The organism is Ruegeria sp. BI7, from assembly GCF_056537925.1.
The window spans coordinates 518731-544763 of record NZ_JBQFSK010000001.1 but is presented as its reverse complement, the minus strand read 5'-3'; the positions used below and the strand labels follow the sequence as shown (position 1 = coordinate 544763).

Below are 26033 nucleotides of genomic sequence, written 5' to 3'. Positions count from 1 at the left end.
TCAGGTCCTGGCCTGATTACCTGGCGCCCACCTGTACATACAGGTCCTCGGGAATCACACCGCACGGTTGACTGGCGGTCCCGCCACATTTTTTCTGAAGCAAAATTACTTCGGCGCAGGCGCGTTCTGTTGAACTGCAACAGGTTCAAAGCTGTGTACGACGGGTGAGCCACGACGCGGACCACCCGGTTTCTCTGCCAAGCTCATGATGGAATAGGCAAATTGAACACCTGCGAAGACAATGCCGTTCATGAACCAGATCATGAACAGCGCGATCAGACCGATATCCGATCCGCTGATCAAACCGCGCAAATTGGCCACGTTAAGCGCCAACAGCACCCCGACAAAGATGGCCGAGATGACAAATCCCCAGATAACCTGAGTGATGTACAATCGGATCAGTTTGGGCATGGCGGACCTCATTGAGCTTGTACAGTCAGTGTAGCGCGTGTCGGACCATGGTAAAGGCGTCAGAACGCCTCGGGCTGGGCCTCGCGCGCCATGTGATCCAGCACGGCGTTGACGAATTTTGGCTCTTTGCCTTCCGGGAAAAAGGCACGGGCTACATCCACGAACTCGGTAATGACGACTTTGGGCGGAGTGTCGCCCTGAGTGAGCTCCGCCCCGGCGGCACGGAACGTGGCGCGCAAGGTCGGGTCGATGCGCGCAATGGGCCATTTGGCGACCAACGCGCGGTCGGTCATCTGGTCAATGGGCGCCTGATAGTTCACGGCGTCCTCGACCAGTTTGCGGAACACGCGGATATCGCCGTCCAACATCTCATCGCCCTCATAGACAGCGCCGAATCGGTGATCCAGAAACTCATTCACAACCTGTTCGGTCGTCTGACCCGACTGCTCCATCTGGAACAGAGCCTGCACGGCATAAAGCCGGGCGGCGGATTTCATCAGGCGTTTCTGGTTGGCCGGTTTCGGCGCATCTGTCTGGGTCATGCTGTCGTGGGTCCGTTGCTGTCGCCCGCCACAAGGATGGACTCGGACGGGGGCTTGAAGCCAACGCCCTTTTGTGAGGCGCCCCACTTACGGCTGAGCGCGATCAGATGCAAGGCCGCAGCGGCAGCCCCGCCACCTTTATTCATCTTTTCTGGATTTGCGCGGACTTCGGCCTGATCGTCATTTTCCACCGTCAGAATACCATTGCCGATGAGCAGACCTTGCAAACCCATCAGTTGGATGGCGCGACTGGAGTCATTGCACACCGTTTCATAATGCGTGGTCTCGCCACGAATGACGCAGCCCAGCGCGACGTAACCGTCGAAATTGCACTGACGGTCCGCCATAGCGATGGCGGTCGGGATTTCCAACGCGCCGGGTACTTCGACCACGTCACAAGTACCACCAGCCGCTTCGATCTCGGCTTTTGCACCGGCTACCAGATTGTCGGCGACGGCGCGATAGAACGGGGCGACCACAATCAGCAGTTTCGCCGGTTTGTCGAAGGTTGGTGTCGGCAGGACGCCGTGTTTGTCTTGTTCAGCCACGATCAGTCATCCTTAAGGATTGAGCGGGTGCCGACGATGGACAGGCCAAAAGCGTCGAGCCCCAGATATACGGTTTCCGGCGAATCTGTCAGAAGTACCAACTCCTGGATACCCATCTTGGACAGGATCTGCGCGCCCAGGCCGGTTTGCTTGATAGTGCGCGGGCCTTCGTCCTCGACCGCGTAAAGCGAGTTGCGCGGTTGACGGAACAGGCACACCACGCCGCGGCCCTCTTCAGCGATCTTTTCCATTGCCCGCGGTAGTTCGCGAGAGGATTTCGGGCCCAGACCCAGAATATCGGGTGCTTCGTGCAGGGCGTGTGTGCGGGTCAGCACCGGGTCGGGTGTGGTGATGTCACCTTTGATCATGACGACATGTTCGATGCCGTGGGTCTGATCGGTGAAAATACGCAGCTCCCACTCTCCGCCATATTCCGAGGTAACAGTCTCACGCGATGTTTCGACCACCAGATTGTCATTGCGAGACCGATACGCAATCAGGTCGCTGATCGTGCCGATCTTCATGTCATGTTCTTTGGCGAATTCGACCAGATCAGGCAGACGCGCCATGGTGCCGTCAGCCTTCATGATCTCACAGATCACGCCCGAAGGGTTCAGCCCAGCCAGACGCGAGATATCCACGGCGGCCTCGGTGTGGCCCGCACGGACCAGCACCCCGCCGCGCTTGGCGCGCAGGGGAAAGATGTGGCCGGGGGTGGCGATATGCGCCATCGTGTTCTGTTCGTTAATCGCAGTGGCGACCGTCAATGCCCTGTCAGCGGCGGAAATGCCGGTCGACACGCCCTCACGCGCTTCAATCGAAACGGTGAATGCAGTTTCGTGTCGGGATGAGTTGTTCACCGCCATCATCGGCAGTTCAAGGGCGTCCACCCGTTCGGCCGTCATCGGCAGGCAGATCAGCCCGCGCCCATGTGTGGCCATAAAGTTGATCGCGTCGGCATCGGCAAACTCGGCAGGGATCACCAGATCGCCTTCGTTTTCACGATCCTCGTGGTCGACCAGAATATACATCCGGCCCTTGCGCGCCTCGTCGATGATGTCTTCGATCGGGCTGATCGCGTCGCGCAGCTGGGCTTCGACGGGTCCTGGGGTTTCAAAGCTCATGAGGCAGCCTTTCACAGAGCATGTTTGACCCGGTGGATAGACTACCAGACGGTCAAAGGCCAGAGCACTTGCGGCACCAGGCAATCCCGGCGCGACGTAGTTTCAGGACATTTCGGCCAGGCGCGCGACGTAGCGGGCCAGTGTGTCGATCTCAAGGTTCACCTTGTCACCAACCCCTACATCACCCCAGGTTGTGACTTCCTTGGTGTGGGGGATGAAATTGATGCCGAAATCACAATCATCCACATCGTTGACGGTCAGCGAGGTTCCGTTCAATGCAACCGAACCTTTTGGCGCGATAAACCGGGCCAGTTCTTTGGGGGCACGCAGGGTGACGCGCGTGCTGTCGCCTTCGTCCTGCACGGCGACCACCTCGGCCACACCGTCCACGTGACCTGAAACGATATGACCGCCCAGCTCATCCCCGACTTTCAGGGCGCGCTCCAGATTGACGCGCTTACCGACCTGCCAACTGTCCAGATTGGTTTTCGAAACCGTCTCAGCGCTGATCTGCACGTCATACCAATCATCGCCCAGCGCGATCACGGTCAGGCAAACGCCATCACTGGCGATCGAGGCGCCGATATCAATTCCCGCCGTGTCGTAATCCGTTTTGATCCGGGCCCGCAGATCGCCCTGCTGATCCAGCTCGGTGACGGTGCCGATATCGGTGACGATCCCTGTAAACATTCTGCTAACCCTCAGCTCTTAACCTGATCCAGTGTTCCAAGCCGAGGTAAGCGCAAGCGGCGTGACGGGCAAGCCCCACCTTGCCGGGAAAGGTCGAAACAGGCATAATTTCCTGAACAAAAGGCAAGAGCAGTAGTGATGTCACCCGACACCAAAGGCCTGAACCGCCGTGTTTTCCTGTTTTTGCAGGGACCGCATGGCCCGTTTTTCAACGGGCTCGGGCGTATGCTGCGATCTGCGGGGGCCGAGGTTTGGCGCGCGGGGTTCAACGCCGGGGATCAGGCGTTCTGGTTTGACAAGGCCTCGTACATCCCATTCCTCGACACGCCCGAGCTTTGGCCGGACAGGTTGTCTGAGTTGATCGCGGATCGCGAAATCACGGATATTGTCCTGTACGGCGACACGCGCCCAATTCACGCCAGCGCCGTTACGATTGCCCAAGCCAACGGCGTCACTGTTCACGTGTTTGAGGAAGGTTACCTACGCCCCTGGTGGGTAACGTATGAGCGGTTCGGCTCAAACGGAAACTCACGCCTGATGTCTTTGGGCGTCGATCAGATGCGACATGCACTGAATCAGTCGGCAGCGCAGACACCACCGCCACCTTCGCATTGGGGGGATATGCGGCAGCACATCTTTTATGGGGCGCTCTATCATTGGTTTTTATTGTTTCGGAACCGACGTTATCGAAACTTCCGGCGGCATCGCGATCTGCCAGTATCAAAGGAATTCGGTTTGTATTTCAAACGGCTGGCGTTGATGCCGTTTCATCGGCTTCAGCGCCGCTGGGCCACAGCGCGCGTTCTGGGGAGCAGTCATCCTTACCATCTGGCGCTGCTGCAACTGGGGCATGACAGCTCGGTTCAATCCCATTCGGACTATTCCTGCATGTCCGACTTTCTTGCGGATGTAATCCGTGGTTTTGCCAACGGCGCGCCCGCGCATCACCGGCTGGTGGTGAAAGAACATCCGCTGGAAAACCACCGCGAACCACTACGCCACCGTGTGTATGCGCTGGCTCAAGCGCATGGAATTGCGGATCGCGTGCATTATGTGCCCGGCGGCAAGCTCGCCAAGCTTCTGGATGGTGCGAGTTCTGCCGTGACGATCAATTCTACTGCCGGGCAGCAGGTTTTGTGGCGTGGCATCCCGCTGCGCATCTTTGGCAAATCGGTCTATGACAAACCCGAATTCGTATCGCGCCAACCATTGGCGGCGTTCTTTGCCGACCCGATGCCCCCGGATCAGGATGCCTATCAGACCTATCGCCGGTTTTTGTTGAAAACCAGTCAGGTGCCCGGAGGATTCTATTCCCGCCGGGGCCGCAGGCAGCTTTTGCGTGGCGTGGCGGATATGATGCTGAACGCCGCAGACCCCTATCAATCCGTCCTGTCCCACAAAGAGGCGCAGACGCCACAGTTAAAGCTTGTTGAGTAAAACTGGCCGGTTGGCGCTAGAAGTTATCGCGCGAACCGGGTAGCCTGCGCCCAACAAAAGACCATAACAAAAACGACCGAGGATTACCGGCAGTGCAGCGCTTTCCAATCCGATGGATACGGGGGTTATCCCTTGTGACCGCAATTGGCCTGTTGGCCGGGTGTCAACTTCCGAAATCAGGGCCCAACAAGTCCGAAATTTTGGCGGGCTCCACGGAAAAAGGCGGCAATGCTTTTGTGGTCGAAGTTGATGACCGCGTCGCAAAGGCCACTTCGGCCATCCCTCAATACGGGTTTTCATCCTCTTTTCGCAGTGCGCAACGCCTGGCGGCAGACACTGTTCGCCCCGGTGACGTCCTTGGCTTGACGGTTTGGGAAAACGTCGATGACGGCCTGTTGTCCGGTGAAATAAGCTCCTCCACTATCCTAGAACAGATACAGGTCGACAGCGACGGTTTCATCTTTGTGCCGTATGCCGGACGCATCCGGGCCTCGGGCAACACGCCCGAGCAACTGCGCCAACTGATCACCAGCGAACTGCAGGAACAAACACCTGATCCACAAGTCGAGGTCCGCCGTGTCGCAGGGGATGGCGCAACCGTTTCACTTAGCGGGGAAATCGGGGCAGCGGGCATTTATCCAATCGAGCGGCCAAGCCGTACCCTGTCCGGAATGCTGTCGCGGGCCGGCGGCGTTGTCGTAGGTTCGGACATCGCGCTGGTGACGCTGATCCGCGGAAATGACCGCGGGACGGTCTGGTATGACGATCTGGTGCGTAATCCCCAGTTGGACGTCGCGCTGCGCGGCGGAGACCGCATTCTCGTCGAAGCTGACAGCCGATCCTACATCGCGCTTGGGGCCACCGGACAATCGCGTGTGGCATTCGACACACAAGACCTTTCGGCGTTGGAAGCTCTGGCGCAGGTGGGTGGTTTGCAATCCCTGTCCTCGGACCCGACCGGTATTTTCGTACTGCGAAAGGAACGGCAGGACATCGCGCGCAGCGTCATGGGACGTCAGGATTTGCAGGGGGATCAGCGCATGATCTATCTGCTGAACCTGACCGCGCCCAATGGATTGTTCGTCGCTCGGGACTTCGTCATCCGTGACGACGACACGATCTATGTGACCGAAGCCCCGTATGCACAGTGGAGCAAATCGATCTCTCTGATCGCCGGTGGCCTGACACCGGTTGCAAACGTCGCCACGCTGACGGGCGGCTGATGCAACTTGACTCAACAGCCGGGGCACAACGGACCCGGTTGCTTGTATATAACGGTGGTTTCCTGACCCAACGCCGCATACGGCGCATCCTACATCTCAAGGGTTACGACATCCGGCTGGGTCTTCCCCGCGACGGAGACGTAGTGGGGGTTTGGGGCAACAGCCCAACTGCGCATCGCGGCTTTAGCATCGCGACCCGACACAACGCACCGCTTCTGCGTGTCGAAGACGCCTTTTTGCGCTCGTTACATCCTGGGCGGACGGGTGAGCCGCCGCTGGGTCTGTTGCTTGATCGGTCGGGCGTTCATTTCGATCCTGCACAGCCTTCGGATCTTGAAACCCTTCTGGCCACGCATCCGCTGGACGATACCGCCCTGCTGAACCGGGCCCGGTATGGGACCGAAAGGATGCGCGAATTGCACCTCAGCAAGTATTCTGCCGTCGATCCCACCCTGCCCCCACCTGAACCGGGTTACGTTCTAGTGGTCGATCAGGCGCGAGATGATGCCTCGGTCACGGCCAGCGCGGGTGATGACGCACGCTTCCGCGAGATGCTGGTCATGGCACAAGAGGAAAACCCCGGTGCCCGTGTCCTGATCAAGACACATCCCGAAACCGTTGCCGGACGCCGCAGCGGGTATTACTCGGATCAAGATATGACCGACCGGGTTTCGTTTGTAACCGAGCCCATCAGCCCATGGACCCTGCTAGAGGGTGCGGTCGGCGTCTACACCCTGTCATCGCAGTTGGGCTTTGAGGCTATAATGGCTGGCCACAAGCCGCGTGTCTTTGGCCAGCCATTCTATGCCGGATGGGGGCTGACACAGGATGAGGTCTATTTCCCTCGCCGCCAGCGCAACCTGACCCGGGCACAGTTATTTGCCGCAGCAATGATCCACTATCCTACATGGTACGACCCATACCGGGATCAGCTGTGCGAGTTGGAAACTGTGCTGGACACGCTTGAGGCGCAAACGAGGGCGTGGCGTCAGGATCATAAGGGGTGGACAGCCTCCGGCATGCGGCTGTGGAAGCGCAAACACCTGCAAGAGATGTTCGGTCGCGAAAAGAAGATTCGCTTCACTCCGACCCCGCCCGATACACCCGACTGTCCGCATATGGTTTGGGCCAACCACGCCCGCGATGCGGAAGACGCGATCAGGATCGAGGACGGTTTTCTGAGGTCCCGCGGGCTTGGCGCCAATCTGGTGCCGCCCCTGTCTTTGGCAACGGACGACCTGGGCATCTACTACGACCCGACACATCCAAGCCGGTTGGAGGAATTGATCACCGCACGTGAAACCCTGCGCCCGGATCAGGAATTGCGGGCCGAACGCTTGGTGGCGCGGATCGTTTCGGGCCAACTCAGCAAATACAATACCGGCGGAGCGCCCCCGGAACTGCCCGAAGGGCATCGCATTCTGGTTCCGGGTCAGGTCGAGGATGATGCCTCAATCCTGCTTGGCACTACGACTGTCCGCACAAACACCGACTTGCTGAGGGCCGCGCGTGAGGCAAACCCAAATGCGATCCTGATCTATAAGCCGCATCCTGATGTCGAGGCCGGACTGCGCGAAGGGTCGATTGACGCCGAAAGTCTCGCCGACGTGATCGCCACAGACACTGATCCAGCCGCGCTGCTTGCACAAACACAAGAAGTCTGGACGATGACCTCTTTGCTTGGGTTCGAGGCCCTATTGCGCGGGGTCCGTGTGACCACGCTTGGGGCCCCGTTTTATGCTGGGTGGGGGTTGACGAACGATCTGGGAACGGTACCGGCGCGACGTGGCGCAAGACCGTCCATCTTGGGTTTGGTTCATGCCGCGTTGATCGATTATCCAAGATACCTCGATCCGCTTACCAGTTTGCCCTGCCCTGTCGAAGTCGCGTTGCAACGCCTGACAGAGGGCAATGAACGAAAGAGCAGTATATCTCTGCGCTTGTTATCGAAACTGCAAGGCGCGCTTGCCACGCACGCTCGCCTATGGCGTCGCCGCTAACGCAGCGCCCTCGCCCAGCGATGCAAAACATCCGGCCCGATGGCGCGGGTTTCGATCAGGTCAAACCGGGGGGCCGCGTCCAACTTGTCCAGCCCCATTGACCCAATGGCGGGCAAGCCTTCGGCACCAATTGTCAGCCCCGCGCTAAAGCCCACCAGCTCATCCACCAGATCATCGGCCAGCAAAGACGCCGCAAGCGCTGACCCGCCTTCGCAGAAAACGCGCGTCAACCCGGCCTGGCCAAGTTGTTGCAACAGGTCAGCGGCATCTATGTGATGTTCCTGCAGCGCACAGGGTATCAGACGTGCGCCCAACCCCTCCCACGCGCGGGCCCGATCGGCATCCGGGGACGGACCGTGGCATAACCAAACCGGTATCTCAGCAGCCGTACGTGCCAATTGCCCCATCAGCGGAATATCCAGGTGGCGAGATACTACCACTCGCACCGGCTGCGCCTCGACCCCCAGATCGCGAACAGTCAGAGACGGATCATCAGCCCTCGCTGTCCCTGCTCCGACTATCACCGCATCATGACGCGCGCGCATCGCGTGGACCGCCCGCCGCGCTTTCGGTCCCGTAATCCACTTGCTGTGACCGGTCGACGTCGCAATGCGCCCGTCAAAACTGCTGGCCAGTTTGAGCGTCACAAACGGGCGCCCCTGTTCCGTCTTCAGGAAGAACCCCGCGTGATCACGTGCGGCTTGTTCCGCCAAAACACCGGTGGTGACCTCAATCCCGGCCTCGCGCAACATGGCAAACCCCTGCCCTGCGACGCGCGGATCGCTATCCTCAATCGCGGAAACCACCCGCGACACACCTGCCTTGATCAGCGCCTCGGCGCATGGCGGTGTTTGACCGTGATGAGAACAAGGTTCCAGTGAGACATACGCAGTTGCGCCTCGCGCGGCCTCGCCCGCTTGGGCCAGCGCCTGGGTTTCACCATGCGGTCGACCACCGGGTTGGGTCCAGCCACGCCCGACGATCCGACCGTCGCGCACGATAACACACCCTACCGCAGGGTTGGGCCAACACGTGCCCTGACCGCGCTGCCCCAATGACAAGGCCAGCGCCATATATCGCTTATCTGTTTCGCTCACTCGTCCGTCGAAGGCTGCGGCGGGCGCAGCTCGTGGACAAATTCCTCGAAGTCATCGGCCGCCTGGAAATTCTTGTATACACTCGCAAAGCGAACATAAGCCACGGTGTCGATCCGCGCCAGAGCTTCCATAACGATCTCACCGATCTTGCTGGACGGGATATCGGTTTCACCCATGCTTTCCAGACGGCGGACAATGCCCGAAATCATCTGGTCGATCCGGTCAGGATCAATGGGGCGTTTCTGCATCGAAATGCGGATCGAACGTTCCAGCTTATCCCGGTCGAAATCCTCTCGTTTTCCGTTGGTTTTGATCACCACCAGATCGCGCAATTGTACACGTTCATATGTGGTAAAACGCCCCCCACAAGCGGGACAAAACCGACGTCTGCGGATCGCGACGTGATCCTCTGCCGGGCGTGAATCTTTGACCTGAGTGTCGATATTACCGCAAAACGGGCAGCGCATTCGCCCTCTCCTCGTCCCTTGTTCCGCTTCTTATTGTAAGCGCAGTGGCTTAGTTATCCACAACTATAGGGCACCCGCTAGGATTTGGGTAGTCGGAAATTTTAACCGCTAGATCATGAATCTACGCGAAATGTGCCGCAACCTTTCGGTGATGCGGCGCAGTGCGATGTTCAAACAGATATATACCCTGCCAAGTGCCCAGAACGGGTTGTCCAGACACTATAGGAATCGACAGGGAAACCGGCAAAAGCGCGGCTTTGATATGGGCTGGCATATCATCGGGACCTTCATAGGTGTGCCGCAGATATGCCATCGACGGGTGGTCCGACGACGGCACCAACCGGTCGAAAAAAGCCCGCAAGTCCGTCTGTACTTCGGGGTCGGCATTTTCCTGAATGACCAGCGAACACGAAGTATGCCGCACAAACAGCGTCAGCAACCCATCGCGTTCGACCGAGTTGAGCCAGTAACGCACATCCGTTGTGAACTCGTACAGCCCCGGCCCTTGTGTAGAAACTACAAACTCGGTCTTCATGCGATCGTCAGCCCCGCATCAGTCAATGAAAGGTCGTGTGCTACACCGTCCATTGGCCGCCGACACGGACATGTTGAAACCCGGCTGAAACCCCGTCGAAAAACCACTGCTTTGCTGCGGAACACCCTCGGGTGCCGTAAGCGAAAACTGCACGGCTGTTCTGCGCCCCGTGGCCTCGCTTGGACCATAACCACGCTTGACGTAAATCCGCTGTTGCCAACTGGCGCCCAGTGTTCTGCGGGCAAAATCAGAGGCCGCGCACCAATACCCATCTACATCGGTCCGTCCGCGCGGGATCACCTCAAAGACTGTGTTGCTAAGCGCTACGGTCTGATAGCCAAACCGAGCGAACGTTGCCGACGCCGGCGTGGTCAACACCAACGCCGCGAATACCGCGTAAGTCATAACCTTTTTCATAATCACACTCTTTCCTGTTTCGAGGTAGGTATTGACCTAGTGTACTCTGAATTCAAACAAAGCCGGTTCACGATGAATTCAATCCGGGTCCATCTGTACGTGAACAGGTTTCAACCAGCCGCGATACCGGATGAATACCCCAAGGCCCGGCATTTTGGCCGAGACATCAAAGCAAAAATCCCCTGTTTCGCTCTGCCATTCTACGGTTGATGAGCGTGGCAGCAAAAATGCTGGGCAACGAAGACCCAAAATGCTCAGGCCCCGGATGTGGATCAACAGGTGTTCAGCTTCGACCTCGGGCTCCAGCCACAGCGTCAGCCAGCCCAGCCTTTCACGAACGCAATCTGCGCCGTGATCAAATGTCAGGAGGGATCGAGTCGTGTGGCCATCAAAATCACGTACCCACTGCCATGTGTCATCGTCACGGTCTATCCGAACTTGCACCGGTATGTCGTTGGCGCTTCGAGGAAACCGTCCGAGGTGCAAAGCAAGCCTGATCAGCCACCCTCGTCCCTCGACAATATCGCACCGTCCCGCGTAGTGACCTGTGTTGGAATGCAACTGCTGAAGGGCCAAGGGCACTTCTACCCCGGCAGGAAGGGATTGCAAAAACGGATCAGGTTCCACTCAAAATCCCTCGGGCAAAAAACGGGATCGCAGTGCGGCATCCGGGATCATACAAGTCGGATTGCGTCCGAATATCTTGTACCTGTTACGTGCAATGGCATGATAAAGCGGGTCTTTGATCCAGCTGGGCAGGAACCTACAAAAAGACAAGATCGGCCAAATCCCCGGCAGCGCGCCCATCGCCGCGGCGAAGGCATCCAAACGTTGATGTACATTGCCGTTCACGATCACCAGGTTGGTTTCAAAATCCTGCATGGGCAATCCAAGCTCTTGGTACAGCCTTTGCCCTAGCGGCGATTGCGCCGTTGCGAATTTAAAACGCTGCGCTTTATCCCTCATCGTCATGAATTGAAAAAAACCTGAACACAGAACACATTCCCCATCAAAAACAATGGCATCCTGAGCATCCACCAATTCTGAGACGGCAAAGTTTGGCATATCTGTTGCGCCCGTTAGCTTTCCTACCCGCACCCTTTCACCATGGTCCGGACCGGGCAATGCGACATGAGGCCGTCTGTTTCAAACGCGTGAATGTGCCGGGGAGCCACCGGTTTTGGTGGTTTTTTATCCGGGGCTCTGACCTCATCCCCACAAGGTGCTAACCCGACAACGGACGGGAAATACAAAATGTCCGACCTTGGGTCTTGTGTTTGCCGGCCAAAACCATTCGAATTCCAGACATTGAAGCAATACATGGGATAGACAAACGCCCAATACGCAACAACGGCATTAAACCCGATTGAAAACACAGTGGAACAGCCATGGAAGTTGATATCGCCCGCATTCAGTTATTGACCAAAGCGCTTGATCAACGAACAAACGGCACCGAAGCATCTGACCGTATACTGGAAAAGTGTAAACTCTCACGGGATAGAATTGCAGCGCCGACAACAACGTGCAGCGCCCATCAAGAAGCCCTGTTTGCACGCTATGCCTGCGATACCGTCGGAGATATTACATTTGCCGCGCAGACCGGGTTGCAGTTTTCGTCGTCCTCTAGCCTGACGGCGTATATCAGTAAGTATTCACGCGACCTGAGGCAGGTGATCGAGAATACCTCGCGCTTTCATATGTTCATCGACCCGGCCATAGCCTTTGCACTGCGCCTTGCCGGAAACTTTGCCACCATTGAGGCCGAATGGAAGGATGCCAGTTTTGCCCGGTATCACCGCCGGACCGAATTCCTCATGTTCGCCGGATTGGCCCGCATGCGCACCCTGACGCAATCGAATTTCCGTCCGATTGAGATACGGTTTCAGCACGAGGTTGGGAAAAACAGAGATAAATTTAAAAAACTTGCAGGGTTTCCCGTTGTTTTCAGTGCAGAGAGACTGGAAATCGTCTTTGCCGTATCCTCGTTGGATTTGCCGGTTCCGACCTACGATTCAAACCTGCGCGCGCACCTTCTGGAATATGGTGAACGTGTCCTGGCAGAGCGACGCTCGCCCAAGCAAAAACTGCGCGCGCAGGTCGAAGGGCTGATTACCCGCTCGCTGCCCGGCACTGTCATTCACGCCGATGAGGCCGCCGCAAATCTGGGGATGAGTCCGCGCACCTTCACACGGCGGCTCAAGGAAGAAGGGGCAACCTATCGCGATATCGTCGATGACCTAAGGTGCGATCTGGCGCAAACCTTTATCACCAACGGCATGGCGCTGTCCGAGATTGCCTATTCGCTGGGCTACGCCGATCAACCGGCCTTTTCGACCGCTTTCAAACGCTGGACCGGTCAGGCCCCCAGCACTTTCCGCAGTCGTCTGGATTAATCGGATGCGCTATATGGCAAGTGGCCGGGGGTCATCAGCCGCAAAGCCTCACCCCGGCCTGTCCCATGAGTGGACAATGCGGATATAAAGAGGTGCAGGGGTCTTGCCTTGTGACTTCCCGCCAATTTGATCTTTCCAATGGACAATGTGAAAGCGCGTGGGGTGAAAGAAAAAAGGCGCCACTCTCGGGGCGCCTTGGTTTTATTGATCCAGGAAAGACCGCAGTTTTCGCGACCGGCTGGGATGTTTCAGCTTGCGCAACGCTTTCGCTTCGATCTGACGGATACGTTCGCGGGTCACACTGAACTGTTGACCGACCTCTTCCAGCGTATGGTCGGTGTTCATGCCGATGCCAAAACGCATCCGCAGCACCCGCTCTTCGCGCGGGGTGAGCGAGGCAAGAACCCGTGTCGTCGTTTCCTTGAGGTTTTCCTGAATGGCGCTGTCCAGCGGCAGCACGGCATTCTTGTCCTCGATGAAATCGCCCAGCTGGCTGTCTTCCTCGTCGCCAATCGGCGTCTCTAGGCTGATCGGCTCTTTGGCGATCTTCATCACCTTGCGAACCTTTTCCAGCGGCATCTGCAGCTTTTCAGCCAGTTCTTCCGGCGTCGGCTCGCGCCCGATCTCGTGCAGCATCTGACGACCGGTACGAACCAGCTTGTTTATCGTCTCGATCATGTGGACCGGAATACGGATCGTACGGGCCTGATCCGCGATGGATCGCGTGATCGCCTGACGAATCCACCAGGTCGCATAGGTCGAGAACTTATAGCCGCGGCGGTATTCGAACTTGTCCACCGCCTTCATCAGGCCGATGTTACCTTCCTGAATAAGATCAAGGAATTGCAGGCCGCGGTTCGTGTACTTTTTGGCAATCGAAATCACCAGGCGCAGGTTGGCTTCCACCATTTCCTTTTTGGCTTGCCGCGCCTCTTTTTCACCCTTCTGAACCTGCTGCACGATGCGGCGGAATTCGGGGATATCCAAACCGACATATTGCCCGACCTGAGCCATATCGTTGCGCAATTCCTCGACCTTGGCAGTCGAGCGTTCGATGAACATCTGCCAACCCCGACCGGGTTTTTCAGCCATCTCGGCCAGCCAGTTCGGGTCCAGTTCACGGCCACGATAAGCGTCGATAAACTCGCGACGATTGATACGGGCTTGGTCCGCCAGCTTCACCATCGCGCTGTCCAGCGACATGATACGGCGGTTGATGCCGTAAAGCTGGTCGATCAGCGCTTCGATACGGTTGTTGTGCAGGTGAAGACCGTTCACCAGCTCAACAATCTCGGCCCGTAGCTTTTGATAGGTCTCTTCGTCCTTGGCGCTGAACGTGCCATCTTCGTTCAGCGTGGCCGAAATCCGGCTGTCCTGCATTTCCGAAAGCATCGCGAAATCGGTCGAGATTCGCTCCAGCGTGGTCAGCACCTGATCTTTCAGCGCCGCTTCCATCGCGGCCAGAGACATGTTGGCCTGATCATCTTCGTCATCATCGTCATCATTGGCGATCGGATTGCCATCCGCGTCCAGTTCCGGTCCGCTGTCCTTGGCTGGCTTTGCCGCCTGTACGGCTGACGTGTCGACGACCGGTTCTTCGACATCGCCGTCTTCGTCCAACTGGTTGCCAAATGTGGCCTCCAAGTCAATGACGTCACGCAGCAGAATGTCTTCGGACAACAATTCGTCGTGCCAGATGGTAATCGCCTGGAAGGTCAGCGGGCTTTCGCACAGACCGGCGATCATGGTGTTGCGACCGGCCTCGATCCGCTTGGCGATCGCAATCTCGCCCTCACGGCTCAGCAGTTCGACGCTGCCCATCTCGCGCAGATACATGCGCACGGGGTCATCGGTGCGGTCCAGCTTTTCCGTTGCAGCACCGGACAACGCAACCTCACGGTTGCTTTCCGTGGTGGTCAGTTCGGTCGAGCCTTTGTTCTCTTCCTCTTCGGCCTCTTCATCTTCGATGATGTTGATGCCCATTTCGGACAGCATCGACATAACGTCTTCGATCTGTTCCGAGCTGACCTGATCAGGCGGCAGCACCTGATTGAGCTGGTCGTAGGTGATGTAACCTTTCTCGCGGGCCTCGGCGATCATCTTCTTGACGTTGGCCTGGCTCATGTCCAACGAGATTTCCTGTTCCTGCTCGTCGGATTTGCGGTCTTCGTTCGTATCCTTGGCGGCCATTCAATGCTCCTGCAGGGATGGGTGATTCGTTTCAACCGAATCATTAGCGCGTAGAAGTGATTCGGCCACCCGTTTACCTGTTTTTCTTTTCCAGTGCCTTACGAAAACACCACTTCACCGGCGTTTCCGTTCAAAATTGATGCCCGACATGATTGCCTTGAACGCATCTTTCTCGTCGCGGTTGATCCGCGCGCCATTGTCGGCGATGTCGAAAACGGCCCTGTCCTCGTTCTGGCTACGGCTTGTGCGGTTGCGTTCTTCGGCGGCTTGCGCCAATCGGTACGTCAACGCCTCATCGGCCAGATCGGACAGTTCCTCTGCAGCTTCAGCAATCTCAGCATCCAACCCCCGGAGCGCTTTGATCTTTGCGAGTTCCTCGGCCAGAGTCATCTCGGCCTTTTCAACGTCGCCTGGTTTGTACACACAGGGGATTACTGCGACATGGCGAAGGGCCAGCAGGTTTTCAAGGGCTTGGGGCCCCAAAGTATCGGCAATGTGGTCTTTCAGGTTGTCAGGATCATCAATCGCGTGACGCAGGATCGCATGGCGCAGGGCTGCATGGTCGGAATCGCGGCACTCCATATCTTCCAATTGATGCTCAAACTGCACAACGACTTCGGGGTTTAGCGCAGCAATTGCAAGAATAGCCGCTTCGCGCAGTTGAATCTCGGCGCCTTCGGACGAGGCCAAAAACGATGCCCGTGCGTCAGTCGTTGCTGGCTGTTTCTGCGGTTGCCACTTGCCCCGAGGTTGCCATTGGCGGTTCCCAGATTGCCGCTGCGGGCGGAACAATTGCCACCGCAGATCCTTAATCTCTTGCCCGTAATGAGAGCGGATCGAAGGGTCACGGATCAGTTTGATCTTGTCCCTCAGCACCTTATCCAACGCTGCCTTACGTTCCGGGCTGTCAAAGACCTTGCCTTCGGTTTCGCGCTGCCACAGCAATTTGACCATCGGAATGGCCCCATCCAGCACAGCCTGCACCGCCCCTGCCCCTTCGGCACGCAACAGATCGTCGGGGTCCTTGCCTTCGGGCATCAGGGCAAAGCGCAGGGATTTCCCGGCCTCCAGCAACGGCAGAGCCAGATCAACCGCCCGCATGGCGGCCCGCAGACCCGCCGTATCGCCATCCAGTGCAATGATCGGCTCGTCCGAGATACGCCATAGCAATTGCAACTGATGCTCGGTAATCGCGGTACCTAGCGGCGCGACCGAGGCACCAAATCCAGCCTCTGCCAGAGCAATCACGTCCATGTACCCTTCGGCCACGACCAAGGGCAGCCCTTTGCCCGCAGACTGCCGTGCGGGCCCGTGGTTATAGAGGCTGCGTCCCTTGTCGAACAACTCAGTCTCGGGTGAGTTCATGTATTTGGCATTGTCGGCCGGGTCCATCGCCCGCCCGCCAAAGGCGATGCAACGCCCGCGCGGGTCGCGGATCGGGAACATGATCCGATTGCGGAACGTATCATAAGGCTTTTTGCCCTTGTTCGACGGTTTGGCCAAACCTGCACCAAGGATCAGATCCTCAGCCACGTTCTTTCCGCACAGATGATCCCAGAGCGATTGCCAGCCGTCAGGGGCAAAACCGATTTCCCACCGCTCCAACGCCTGCGCATCCAACCCTCGGCGTGACAAGTAATCGCGAGCCGCACCCCCCGCCCCGGTCTTCAGTTGCAGGCGGAAGAATTGCACCGCCTGCTCCATCACCTCGGCCAGTTGCGAACGGCGGTCCTGCTTTTCCTGTGCTTTGGGATCGCGCGCAGGCATCGGCATTCCGACCTCGCGCGCCAGAATCTCAACCGCTTCGATGAACGATACATTCTCGGTTTCTTTCACAAAGCTGATCGCATCGCCTTTGGCATGGCAACCAAAGCAGTAGTAGAACCCCTTTTGATCATCGACGTGGAAAGAGGCGGTCTTTTCATGATGAAACGGGCACGGTGCCCACATGTCACCCTTGCCCTGATTGGACTTGCGCGCATCCCACATGACCTTACGCCCAACGACCTGAGACAAGCTCAGCCGGGTGCGCAGTTCATCCAGAAATCCGGGGGGCAGTGACATCTTAGTTGGTGATGTTGTTTTTTAAGGCCTGTATCTCATCCCAATTGTCCACACATTGTTGGTAGAGGATTTCACCAAGGTCCTGCTTGCGTAATTCTCGCTTTTTTAGCTCGTAAACCCATGGGGCTAGCCCGGGGATCGCGGAATTGTAGTTGGATGGCCATGACGGATTGCTTGACACAATAGTCTCAGCAACGTCAGCTTCTTTCACCCGATCCAGCCGGGCCTGTTGAATTGCTCGAACGACGTCAGCTTGATACCCACAGCTTTCTTCCTTGGTTTCCTGAGCCAGTGCAGGTGTCGACAAAAGGATAAAGGCGAGCAAGGGACGAAACATTGTACGGCTCCGGAATCAGTTGAGTTCCGTAGAGTCTAACCCTCAGAAGCGACACCTGCTATCACCCTTTTCGACGAAGGAGCCATATTTGATCGGCGGGGCGTCAAAACACCCCACCGACGAAAGTGTTATAGCCCCTTGGCGCGGTAGCTTTTCGAGACGCGATCAATGGCCACGATATAAGCCGCCGTCCGCAGATCTTCGACATCATCACGGCTGTGCCAGACCTCGCGCATGGATTGGTAGGCAATGCGCATCGTGTCATCGAGGCCGGAACGAACCAATTCCAGCTCATCCGCACCTTTGAGGTATTTGGCCTTAAAGTCCGGGGACATCGACCACGCATCGCCCAGATACCGATCCAGCCGCTCCAACTCGCTGACGATCAACTCGTGGCGCGCTTCTTCCTGACGACGCTGCATCCGGCCAAAGCGGATATGGCTGAGGTTTTTCACCCATTCAAAGTAAGACACCGTCACACCGCCGGCATTCGCGTACATGTCCGGAATGATCACGGTGCCTTTTTTGCGCAGGATTTCATCCGCACCCGCCGTCACAGGACCATTCGCCGCCTCGATGATCAAGGGTGCCTTGATCCGTTCGGCGTTGGATAGGTTGATGACACCTTCAAGGGCCGCCGGAATGAGGATGTCGCAATCTGCTTCCAGAACCTCGGCACCTTCGGCAGAATGCGTTGCATCCGGATAGTCGCTAACACCGCCATGCTTGACGATCCACTGCCGGACCGATTCAACGTCAATCCCGTCGGGATTATAGAGCGCACCATCCCATTCAACGATACCGACAATACGAGAGCCGTCCTCTTCACTCAGGAACTTTGCGGCGTGATATCCCACGTTGCCCAACCCCTGCACGACAACGCGTTTGCCGTCCAGCTTGCCGGACAGGCCTGCCTTCTGCACGTCCTCAGGGTGGCGGAAGAACTCACGCAATGCGTATTGAATGCCCCGCCCTGTGGCTTCGACACGTCCGGCGATACCACCGGCATTCAGCGGCTTGCCGGTGACACAGGCACGCGCATTGATATCGGTTGTGTTCATTCGTGCGAACTGGTCCGCAATCCACGCCATCTCGCGCTCGCCCGTGCCCATATCGGGCGCAGGCACGTTCTGAGACGGGTTGATCAGATCGCGCTTGGCCAATTCATAAGCAAAACGCCGCGTGATCTGTTCCAACTCATGTTCTTCATACTGCCGGGGATCAATGCACAAGCCACCTTTCGAGCCGCCAAACGGTGTCTCAACCAATGCACACTTGTAAGTCATGAGTGCCGCCAGAGCTTCGACTTCGTCCTGGTTCACGGCCAGAGCATAGCGAATACCGCCCTTGACCGGCTCCATATGCTCAGAGTGAACCGACCGATATCCGGTGAAAGTATGAATTTCACCCCGCAGGCGAACGCCGAAACGCACGGTGTAGGTCGCATTGCAGACCCGGATTTTCTCCTCCAACCCCGGCGGCAGGTCCATCAGGGACGCTGCCCTGTTGAACATAAGGTCCACACTCTCGCGAAAGCTGGGTTCTTTAATGGCCGTCATTTAATCCTCCGTGCCAGCGAACGGTTTACGTTCTGACGTTTTGTCGCACCCATTGGGTAAACGATCAATAATTAAGCAGAAATAAAACTCGAAAAACGCATCAAAAATACTGTGACGGTCGCTGAGTCGCCCAATTCGGCACCCGACTTCGAAATTGTCGCCCAACCGAAGACAGAAGCGCCCATCGCCCGCGAATTATCCCGCTTTTGCTTGTAAATCAGTCAACTCAGCAGCTTTTTCGCCTAAATCCCGCCACGATTCGGCGTTAATTTTTGAGGGTTAATATTTCCTTAGCAGTTTGGATGTCTGCTCAGCGAGGTCATCAAGATGAATAAGCGCGTATTTCAAAGCGGCTCAAAGAGATCTGAAATTAAGGCTTCGGTCGCCCGCCGTTTCGCCAAAGACGAAGGTGGTGCGGTATTCACGCTTTTTGTGCTTATCGGCCTTCTGATGATGTTTGCGACAACCGGTCTGGGCGTCGATATAATGAAGTTCGAACGCGAAAGAGCAACGATGCAAGCGACCTTGGATCGCGCTGTTCTTGCTGCCGCCAATTTGGATCAAGTTGATGTAGACCCCAAGCTGGTGGCTGAAGAGTACATCAAGAAATCTGGGTTGGGTGACGTCAACTACGACATCGAGGTCATTGAAGGCATCGGATCTCGGAAAGTGATCGCATCGGCAGATAAAACCGTCACAACGAACTTTATGAGGTTTGTATACATCGACACTTTGACCGCCTCAGCGACAAGTACCGCGGAAGAATCCGTTGGGTCAGTTGAAATATCCTTGGTTCTGGACATGTCCGGTTCGATGACTCGGGCATCAGCCACGGAAGGCCGTTCCAAAATTGCGGTTCTGCGCGATGCGGCTAAAAGTTTCGTGGACACAATGTACGAAAAGGAAAATCCGGATAAGATTTCAATCTCGATCATCCCCTACGCCACGCAGGTGAACGCGGGTGAGGATATTCTGGGCAAGTTCACAAACGTAACAAATGAACACAATTACTCGCATTGCCTGAACTTTAGCTCATCAGATTTCCGGCAGGCTGCTTTGGACCCAACCGCCTCGTTTGACCGCACCGCCCATTTTGATCGCTATCGGACAAGCAGAACGCAATGGGAAGAACCCAGGTATCTTACTTGCCCAACGCGGGATGGTAGTGAAATCACCGCTCATACAAACGATATCGAAAAATTGCATGACCGGATCGACGATCTTACGGCGCAGGGCAACACCTCGATCGACATCGGCGTAAAGTGGGGCATGGCGTTGCTGGACCCCGATTTTCAGGACATCATAAATGACTTGTCGGCACAGAGAGTCAGCTCGTCTTCGACCGAGACAATTGTTCCTGCTACTTTCGGTGACCGTCCGAAAAACTATGAAGACGATGTAGAAAAAATTCTCATTGTGTTTACCGATGGAGAAAATACCTCACAATACAGGCTGGAAGAAGATCTGCGTGACGGGAATTCGGATGTCTGGTTCAACGCTGGATACACGCATTGGGACGGCAAAGTAGGTGAATACAGCGTCAGAATTACGGAACCTGGCGTAGAACCGCCTGTTTATTATTGGTCCCGTCAGCAGGAATACCGTAACCACCGTCATGGCGATCAAGAGGATGGTGATGCCATTCGCCTGACTTATCCTGAATTGTTCAACCGTGCGTCGCTGCGCTGGAATGCCGAAAACAACTACCGCTTTGACAGCAATCGTATCAACAACTGGTATTACGGTGCATATAACTCTATCGGTTCGTCCACTAAAAATATTCGCACCTCGGATATTTGTGCGGCCGCTAAGGATAAGGGTGTGATCGTCTACGGCATTGCTTTCGAAGCACCTGCAGTCGGCGTGACCACCATCGAGGATTGCGCCAGCAGCCCCAGCACAGTTTATGCAGTCAACAGCGATGGGACGTTGGGCAGCGCCAATCTGACCCTTAAACAGGTGTTCGAATCCATCGCTGCTTCGATCAAACAATTGAAGTTGACGCAATGACCCGTGGGTTTCTGAAAAATATACTACGGTTCAGACGGTCCGAGAAAGGTGGGTTGGCGGTTGAGTTCGTCATCTTGTTCCCCTTGTACCTCGTCGTCATACTGTGCGCTGTGGAATATGCACTGGTTTCCGTAAAACAAGTTATGCTGGAACGTGCTGTCGATATGGTTGTCCGTGATATTCGCCTTGGGACCGGATCAGGGCCCACGCACGATCAAATCAAGGATGCAATTTGCGAAAGATCCCTCGTAATTGACGATTGCACGAGTAACTTGCAGCTGGAAATGATCCGTCAGAGCGCCTTCACTGGCGTCACGCTGCCTGTGTCACCGGACTGTACGGACCGTGCGGAACCGACAAAACCCGTTCGGGAATTCACGAATGGTCCGGCAAATGAGCTGATGATCTTGCGCGCTTGCGCACAGATTGATCCGGTTTTCCCCGGATCAGACATGGCAGTCGCCTTGGTCAGTGACGATGGTGTGATCTCTCTAACTTCAACGACCGCTTTTGTTCAGGAGCCTTGATACAATGCGTTTTCTTACTAGAATCCGACAGTATCTGAGAAGCTCCGCACGGCGTGAGAGCGGGAGCCTCACCTTGGAGTCCCTGCTGTTATTCCCGATCTTCGTTATGACGATCTCGCTGACCTACACGTTCTTTGACGGCTTTCGCCAAAGCACTTTGAACGTGAAAGCCGCGTATACGGTAAGCGATCTGCTCTCGCGGGAAAAAGACACTGTTACTGACACTTACATCGAGTCCATGCACACTCTGATGCAACGGATGGTAAACAGCACCGCCGAGATGAGATTGCGTGTGTCATTCATCCGGTATTTCGAAAACGGTGGCGACGACTACTACGATGTGGAATGGTCAACAACCTGCGGATTTCCCGGGATATGGGACAACGGCAATATCGACAGATTGCGCGACCGACTTCCACCCATGGCCGACCTAGAGCCGATGATTATCGTGGAATCGTCAAACGATTATGAATGGACAGTCAAGCCCGCCTGGCTGGATACCGACTATCAATTCGAGAACTACATCTTCACGCGTCCGCGCTTCGAAAATCAGATTATTGGGGTTGTTTCTCAACAGGGCTGCCAGTCGTAACCAGAGCCTGCAGTATTTCGCACATAAACTTGGTTTCGGCGGCCGTTGTTACCCCGCCGACACCCACCCGACGTCCCAATCGCCACCACAGGCCAGGCGCCCAGCTATTTTCGGCACTTTGCCGTGTCTTTAGAAGAAACCCGTTTGAGGGTTTGAACGCAAAAACACCCCGGTCAATGCTCTCGATATCTTCGACTTTGGCAATCAGCCGCCCTGCCCCGGTTCTGAGTTCGGTTTGCGTCAACTCGATCGCATCATCGGTCGCGAACCACATTCGGTAGGCCAACCAGAAAGACGCACCACCCACCACAAGCAGGAAAACCAGCCATATCGGTTCGGATGGATGCGACAACGCGACATACAGAACAAGCACACCGACACAGCCCAACATTCCGGTGCCCAGCCAACGTCTGGCGATTGAGGGCCTGATGGTGGCCAAAACCTCTTGATGCATGTGACTCCCCGATATTTTCGTCACGGTTTAACGGTTTTGTTCCGGGAAGGACAGAGGGGTAGATTTCCGCACAGCACCCGTTCTTTTCTGCTGATTGACCCGACCCGCGCTAATCATACATGCAAGCCAAAGCTATTGGAGGTCACAATGTCCCTACGACCGGTTTTGGAAACCCGTAAATCCACACCAACGCTTGAGGGCGCGGGCGTAAAACTGCACCGCGCATTCGGGTTTCAGGATCCGTCTGAACTGGACCCCTTCTTGCTGTTTGACGACTTTCGCAATGAGAACCCACAGGATTATCAAGCGGGTTTCCCATGGCACCCTCATCGTGGAATCGAAACGATCACCTATGTTCTGGCTGGCACGGTTGACCACTCGGACTCATTGGGCAACAGCGGGACATTGGGCGCCGGAGATGTGCAATGGATGACAGCCGGGTCTGGGATTTTGCATCAGGAAATGCCGACAGGTAACGCCGCTGGCCAAATGCATGGTTTCCAGTTGTGGGGCAACCTGCCCTCGGCACAGAAAATGACTGCGCCGCGCTATCAGGACGTGCAAAGCAGGGACATCCCGGAAATCACCGATGATGACGGAACAACTGTGCGTGTGATTGTAGGAGAGTTCTGGGGCAAGACCGGTCCGGTCGATGGGATCGCAGCCGACCCGCAATACCTAGACATTCAAATCCCCGCAGGGGTCAAGAAAACATTCCGGATTGATACCTATCGCCGTGCTTTCGCATATGTGTTTGAAGGTCAGGCAGCCTTTGCCGACGCGTCGCATCCTACTGGCGTCCTGCTGGAAAAAGAGGTTGCAGGGCAAGAAGTTAACATTCGGGACATGTCCGGTGATCGAACCCTTGTGCGCTTTGGCAGCGGCGATGAGATCACGGTGCAGGCCGGGGCTGAAGGCGTGCGATTCCTTTTGATCTCAGGGGCACCGATTGCCGAACCTGTGGCTTGGCACGGCCCGATTGTCATGAACACACGGTCCGAATTGGAACAGGCCTTTCGCGAATTGCGTAATGGCACGTTCATTCGACCGGCTCACTAGATCGAGACCGATCTACGCACCATGTCCCAATAGACCTGCTCGACTTCGTCCAGCGACAAGCGTCCACCTGCGCGATACCAAGTCATCACCCCGTTCAGCATGGCAATGACGGCGAGAGTGGCGATCTTGGTATCCGCGATATCGAACACCCCGCCCTGCTGCCCGCTGCGCAAGATGGTCTCTAGCGCGTTTTCATAGCTGCGGCGCAAGGCCTCGATTTCCGAGAAGTTTTCCGGTGTCAGGTTGCGCAATTCCATATAGGCAATGAACACCTCATCTGGGCGCTCCAGGTGAAAGCGGATATGAAACCCTACGAACTGGCGCAACGCCTCGGACGCATCGGCAGGATGGTCAAGGTCGTCATAAGCCAAAAGCAGCTCTTGCATGTGTTCGTGCATCAGACGGTATAGCAGGCTTTGTTTATCCGGCGTGTAGTTATACAGAGCCCCTGCCTGCACCCCGACCTCGGACGCGATCTGGCGCATCGAGACGGCTGCATAGCCGTGACGGGCGAACAAACCCAGCGCCGCCTTGCGGATGCGTGGGCCGGTAATATCGGAATGTGAACCTTGCGTACGTGCCATTCCCACACAGTATCTGAACGTTTGTTCAGATAGAACCCCGCTTGAACCAAGTCACTAAAAGGTGCATCACAGTTTCAGTTGATGTTGAAAGAGTTCTGCATGAAACCCCTGCCTTTGCTGATACTGATGCTCGCATGTGCCGGATGCACCGATATTCCAGAATTGGAAGGGCGCGAGTTGCCGGAGCTGGAGTCGGCACGCTATCCTAAGCTTATCCCGCTGCAGGAAAAACTGGGCCCCGCCGTTGATCCGGTGAACGAGGCAGCCGTGGTCGAAGAAGACTTGATTGCGCGGCGTGAGGAACTTGAGAAAAAGTCAGAAGAACTCCAGAACGCGGAAATCAACTAAGCCCCTACGATTAAGCCCCATCCGGGACCGGTACGCATTGCACCCTAGCGCTGAACCCGCTAAGGCAGCGCTGAACGGGCAAAAGGCCCGAAACCACGGAAATTTCGAGCGGAAAGGAACCCACGGGATGACACAGGCGCTGCGGCTGGGAATTGCGGGCTTGGGAACGGTTGGCGTGGGTGTCGTAAAGATCATCCGCCGCCACGCAGACCTGCTGCAGGCACGCACGGGCCGATCTGTCGAGATCGTTGCCGTTTCGGCGCGCGATGCGAATAAGGATCGCGGTGTGAACCTGTCGGACTACGCCTGGGAAACCGATCCCGTGGCGTTGGCGAAGCGCAATGACATCGATGTGTTTGTCGAACTGATCGGCGGCGAAAACGGCCCGGCCAAAGCCTCGGTCGAGGCGGCGCTGGCCACTGGCAAGGACGTGGTGACCGCCAATAAGGCACTGCTGGCGATCCACGGTCAGGACCTAGCCGAAAAGGCCGAAGCAGCCGGTCGTGTCATCCGGTTCGAGGCCGCCGTTGCAGGCGGTATCCCGGTGATCAAGTCGCTGACCGAAGGGCTGGCCGGAAATGAGATCACCCGTGTCATGGGCGTGATGAACGGAACCTGCAATTATATCCTGACCCGCATGCAATCGCAGGAGCTGGGCTATAACGCGCTGTTCGAAGAATGCGCGCAGCTTGGGTACCTTGAGGCCGATCCGAACCTGGACGTTGGCGGCATCGACGCGGCGCATAAGCTGGCGTTGTTGTCTTCGATCGCCTTTGGCACCAAGCCGAACTTCGATGGAATCCAGATCGAAGGCATTCAGCAGATCACCCTGGAAGACATTCATCAAGCCGCCGATATGGGCTATCGCATCAAACTGCTGGGCGTCGCGCAACGCTCGGCTCGTGGTTTGGAACAGCGTATGCAGCCGTGCCTTGTGCCCAGCAGCTCACCCTTGGGGCAGTTGGAAGGCGGCACAAACATGGTGGTGATCGAGGGCGACGCGGTCGAGCAAGTCGTGCTGCGCGGCCCCGGTGCTGGCGAAGGCCCTACGGCAAGCGCAGTGATGGGCGATGTCTGCGATCTGGCACGCGGGCTGCAAATCCCGACCTTTGGTCGCCCCGCAACCTCGTTGCAAGATGCCAAGCCTGCGGTGACCGGACTGCCCGCCCCCTATTATCTGCGGCTTGCCCTCTTCGATAAACCTGGTGCGCTGGCCAAAGTGGCGGCTATTCTGGGCGATGCAGGTGTTTCAATCGACCGGATGCGCCAATACGGGCATACGGAAAGCACCGCTCCGGTTCTGATCGTCACCCACAAAACCACGCGCGCCACGCTGGACGTTGCCCTGAACGGGCTACGGGACACCGATGTGGTGGCGGATGAGCCAGTTGCATTGCGCATCGAAGAGGTTTGACCCTTGCGGCC

27 protein-coding genes and 1 pseudogene are annotated in these 26033 nt (G+C 56.7%); 11 read left to right on the top strand and 17 right to left on the bottom strand.

The genetic code is table 11. The features are described 5' to 3' along the window. Nucleotides 1–105 precede the first annotated feature (105 nt). The 5 genes from ACR0JB_RS02750 to ACR0JB_RS02730 all read right to left on the bottom strand — a co-directional run bounded on the left by ACR0JB_RS02750 (nt 106) and on the right by ACR0JB_RS02730 (nt 3315). Entirely contained in the window at nt 106–411 is a 306-nt protein-coding gene (locus ACR0JB_RS02750; protein ID WP_170348266.1) for a hypothetical protein, read from the bottom strand. Nucleotides 412–470: 59 nt separating this feature from the next. Continuing rightward, entirely contained in the window at nt 471–953 is a 483-nt protein-coding gene (gene nusB, locus ACR0JB_RS02745; protein WP_480789662.1) for a transcription antitermination factor NusB, read from the bottom strand. Continuing rightward, nucleotides 950–1501, bottom strand: coding sequence for a 6,7-dimethyl-8-ribityllumazine synthase (locus ACR0JB_RS02740; RefSeq protein ID WP_170357807.1), 552 nt, complete (start codon nt 1499–1501; stop codon nt 950–952). Before ACR0JB_RS02740 ends, nusB begins: the two co-directional genes overlap by 4 nt. A 2-nt stretch (nt 1502–1503) precedes the next feature. Next, a complete protein-coding gene (gene ribB / locus ACR0JB_RS02735; protein WP_170348263.1) occupies nt 1504–2625 on the bottom strand; it encodes a 3,4-dihydroxy-2-butanone-4-phosphate synthase in 1122 nt (373 codons plus the stop codon). 102 nt (nt 2626–2727) lie between these two features. Beyond that, complete coding sequence (locus ACR0JB_RS02730) at nt 2728–3315, bottom strand: riboflavin synthase (RefSeq protein WP_170357806.1); 588 nt, start codon at nt 3313–3315, stop codon at nt 2728–2730. Nucleotides 3316–3453: 138 nt separating this feature from the next. Here ACR0JB_RS02730 and ACR0JB_RS02725 point away from each other — a divergent pair, with 138 nt between their 5' ends. The 3 genes from ACR0JB_RS02725 to ACR0JB_RS02715 all read left to right on the top strand — a co-directional run bounded on the left by ACR0JB_RS02725 (nt 3454) and on the right by ACR0JB_RS02715 (nt 7975). Continuing rightward, nucleotides 3454–4752 (top strand): capsule biosynthesis protein, encoded by a 1299-nt coding sequence (locus tag ACR0JB_RS02725; RefSeq protein WP_480789661.1) that lies wholly within the window; start codon nt 3454–3456, stop codon nt 4750–4752. Nucleotides 4753–4844: 92 nt separating this feature from the next. After that, complete coding sequence (locus tag ACR0JB_RS02720; protein WP_480789660.1) at nt 4845–5975, top strand: polysaccharide biosynthesis/export family protein; 1131 nt, start codon at nt 4845–4847, stop codon at nt 5973–5975. Next, nucleotides 5975–7975 (top strand): capsular polysaccharide biosynthesis protein, encoded by a 2001-nt coding sequence (locus ACR0JB_RS02715; RefSeq protein ID WP_480789659.1) that lies wholly within the window; start codon nt 5975–5977, stop codon nt 7973–7975. The genes ACR0JB_RS02720 and ACR0JB_RS02715 overlap by 1 nt, the downstream gene beginning before the upstream one ends. Here the strand turns inward: ACR0JB_RS02715 and ribD are convergent. The 6 genes from ribD to ACR0JB_RS02685 all read right to left on the bottom strand — a co-directional run bounded on the left by ribD (nt 7972) and on the right by ACR0JB_RS02685 (nt 11556). Continuing rightward, nucleotides 7972–9072 carry a bifunctional diaminohydroxyphosphoribosylaminopyrimidine deaminase/5-amino-6-(5-phosphoribosylamino)uracil reductase RibD gene (gene ribD / locus ACR0JB_RS02710; RefSeq protein ID WP_170393511.1) on the bottom strand — a complete coding sequence of 367 codons (1101 nt, stop codon included), beginning with the start codon at nt 9070–9072 and terminating at the stop codon, nt 7972–7974. The genes ACR0JB_RS02715 and ribD overlap by 4 nt on opposite strands. Next, nucleotides 9069–9539: a transcriptional regulator NrdR gene (gene nrdR / locus ACR0JB_RS02705; RefSeq protein WP_005983889.1), complete on the bottom strand. Its 471-nt coding sequence runs from the start codon at nt 9537–9539 to the stop codon at nt 9069–9071. Before nrdR ends, ribD begins: the two co-directional genes overlap by 4 nt. Before the next feature lie 121 nt (nt 9540–9660). Then, complete coding sequence (locus ACR0JB_RS02700) at nt 9661–10074, bottom strand: secondary thiamine-phosphate synthase enzyme YjbQ (RefSeq protein ID WP_170393509.1); 414 nt, start codon at nt 10072–10074, stop codon at nt 9661–9663. A gap of 18 nt (nt 10075–10092) precedes the next feature. Further along, nucleotides 10093–10491 (bottom strand): hypothetical protein, encoded by a 399-nt coding sequence (locus tag ACR0JB_RS02695; protein ID WP_170393502.1) that lies wholly within the window; start codon nt 10489–10491, stop codon nt 10093–10095. 78 nt (nt 10492–10569) lie between these two features. Beyond that, the gene (locus ACR0JB_RS02690; protein ID WP_170393500.1) at nt 10570–11118 is read right to left on the bottom strand and encodes a DUF4166 domain-containing protein; all 549 of its coding nucleotides are present in this window, start codon (nt 11116–11118) and stop codon (nt 10570–10572) included. Further along, the gene (locus ACR0JB_RS02685) at nt 11119–11556 is read right to left on the bottom strand and encodes a thiol-disulfide oxidoreductase DCC family protein (protein ID WP_170374718.1); all 438 of its coding nucleotides are present in this window, start codon (nt 11554–11556) and stop codon (nt 11119–11121) included. It lies immediately after the preceding gene. A gap of 323 nt (nt 11557–11879) precedes the next feature. Here ACR0JB_RS02685 and ACR0JB_RS02680 point away from each other — a divergent pair, with 323 nt between their 5' ends. Continuing rightward, nucleotides 11880–12884: a helix-turn-helix domain-containing protein gene (locus tag ACR0JB_RS02680; protein WP_480789658.1), complete on the top strand. Its 1005-nt coding sequence runs from the start codon at nt 11880–11882 to the stop codon at nt 12882–12884. A gap of 201 nt (nt 12885–13085) precedes the next feature. Here the strand turns inward: ACR0JB_RS02680 and rpoD are convergent, their stop codons facing one another. The 4 genes from rpoD to ACR0JB_RS02660 form a co-directional block, all read right to left on the bottom strand. After that, nucleotides 13086–15074 carry an RNA polymerase sigma factor RpoD gene (rpoD, locus tag ACR0JB_RS02675; protein ID WP_170348252.1) on the bottom strand — a complete coding sequence of 663 codons (1989 nt, stop codon included), beginning with the start codon at nt 15072–15074 and terminating at the stop codon, nt 13086–13088. A 114-nt stretch (nt 15075–15188) separates the two neighbouring features. After that, nucleotides 15189–17138, bottom strand: coding sequence for a DNA primase (dnaG, locus tag ACR0JB_RS02670; RefSeq protein WP_170393496.1), 1950 nt, complete (start codon nt 17136–17138; stop codon nt 15189–15191). 1 nt (nt 17139) lies between these two features. Next, complete coding sequence (locus ACR0JB_RS02665) at nt 17140–17475, bottom strand: hypothetical protein (protein WP_170393494.1); 336 nt, start codon at nt 17473–17475, stop codon at nt 17140–17142. A 128-nt stretch (nt 17476–17603) separates the two neighbouring features. Further along, on the bottom strand, nt 17604–19034 hold the full coding sequence (locus tag ACR0JB_RS02660; RefSeq protein ID WP_170357789.1) for a Glu/Leu/Phe/Val family dehydrogenase: 1431 nt from the start codon (nt 19032–19034) through the stop codon (nt 17604–17606). A 327-nt stretch (nt 19035–19361) separates the two neighbouring features. Between ACR0JB_RS02660 and ACR0JB_RS02655 the strand changes: the two genes are divergently transcribed. The 4 genes and pseudogenes from ACR0JB_RS02655 to ACR0JB_RS02640 all read left to right on the top strand — a co-directional run bounded on the left by ACR0JB_RS02655 (nt 19362) and on the right by ACR0JB_RS02640 (nt 22163). Continuing rightward, nucleotides 19362–21044 (top strand): TadE/TadG family type IV pilus assembly protein, encoded by a 1683-nt coding sequence (locus tag ACR0JB_RS02655; protein ID WP_170504912.1) that lies wholly within the window; start codon nt 19362–19364, stop codon nt 21042–21044. Further along, nucleotides 21041–21208, top strand: a pseudogene (locus tag ACR0JB_RS02650) (TadE/TadG family type IV pilus assembly protein); the annotation flags it as partial. The gene ACR0JB_RS02655 and the pseudogene ACR0JB_RS02650, both read left to right, overlap by 4 nt. Nucleotides 21209–21328: 120 nt before the next feature. Next, complete coding sequence (locus tag ACR0JB_RS02645) at nt 21329–21571, top strand: hypothetical protein (RefSeq protein WP_226688819.1); 243 nt, start codon at nt 21329–21331, stop codon at nt 21569–21571. Nucleotides 21572–21644: 73 nt separating this feature from the next. Continuing rightward, nucleotides 21645–22163 carry a pilus assembly protein gene (locus ACR0JB_RS02640; RefSeq protein WP_170393490.1) on the top strand — a complete coding sequence of 173 codons (519 nt, stop codon included), beginning with the start codon at nt 21645–21647 and terminating at the stop codon, nt 22161–22163. Here the strand turns inward: ACR0JB_RS02640 and ACR0JB_RS02635 are convergent. Then, nucleotides 22126–22617 carry a hypothetical protein gene (locus tag ACR0JB_RS02635; RefSeq protein ID WP_170393488.1) on the bottom strand — a complete coding sequence of 164 codons (492 nt, stop codon included), beginning with the start codon at nt 22615–22617 and terminating at the stop codon, nt 22126–22128. The two genes, ACR0JB_RS02640 and ACR0JB_RS02635, sit on opposite strands and share 38 nt — an antisense overlap. A 147-nt stretch (nt 22618–22764) precedes the next feature. On the opposite strand from ACR0JB_RS02635, the gene ACR0JB_RS02630 reads away from it, so the two are divergent. Next, entirely contained in the window at nt 22765–23676 is a 912-nt protein-coding gene (locus ACR0JB_RS02630) for a pirin family protein (protein ID WP_170504909.1), read from the top strand. On the opposite strand, the gene ACR0JB_RS02625 is transcribed toward ACR0JB_RS02630, so the two are convergent. Next, the gene (locus ACR0JB_RS02625) at nt 23673–24260 is read right to left on the bottom strand and encodes a TetR/AcrR family transcriptional regulator (protein WP_170357779.1); all 588 of its coding nucleotides are present in this window, start codon (nt 24258–24260) and stop codon (nt 23673–23675) included. The genes ACR0JB_RS02630 and ACR0JB_RS02625 overlap by 4 nt on opposite strands. 99 nt (nt 24261–24359) lie before the next feature. On the opposite strand from ACR0JB_RS02625, the gene ACR0JB_RS02620 reads away from it, so the two are divergent. Both ACR0JB_RS02620 and ACR0JB_RS02615 read left to right on the top strand, forming a co-directional pair. Next, on the top strand, nt 24360–24608 hold the full coding sequence (locus tag ACR0JB_RS02620; RefSeq protein ID WP_170348242.1) for a hypothetical protein: 249 nt from the start codon (nt 24360–24362) through the stop codon (nt 24606–24608). Nucleotides 24609–24735: 127 nt separating this feature from the next. Continuing rightward, nucleotides 24736–26022, top strand: coding sequence for a homoserine dehydrogenase (locus tag ACR0JB_RS02615; protein ID WP_170348241.1), 1287 nt, complete (start codon nt 24736–24738; stop codon nt 26020–26022). Nucleotides 26023–26033 lie beyond the last annotated feature (11 nt).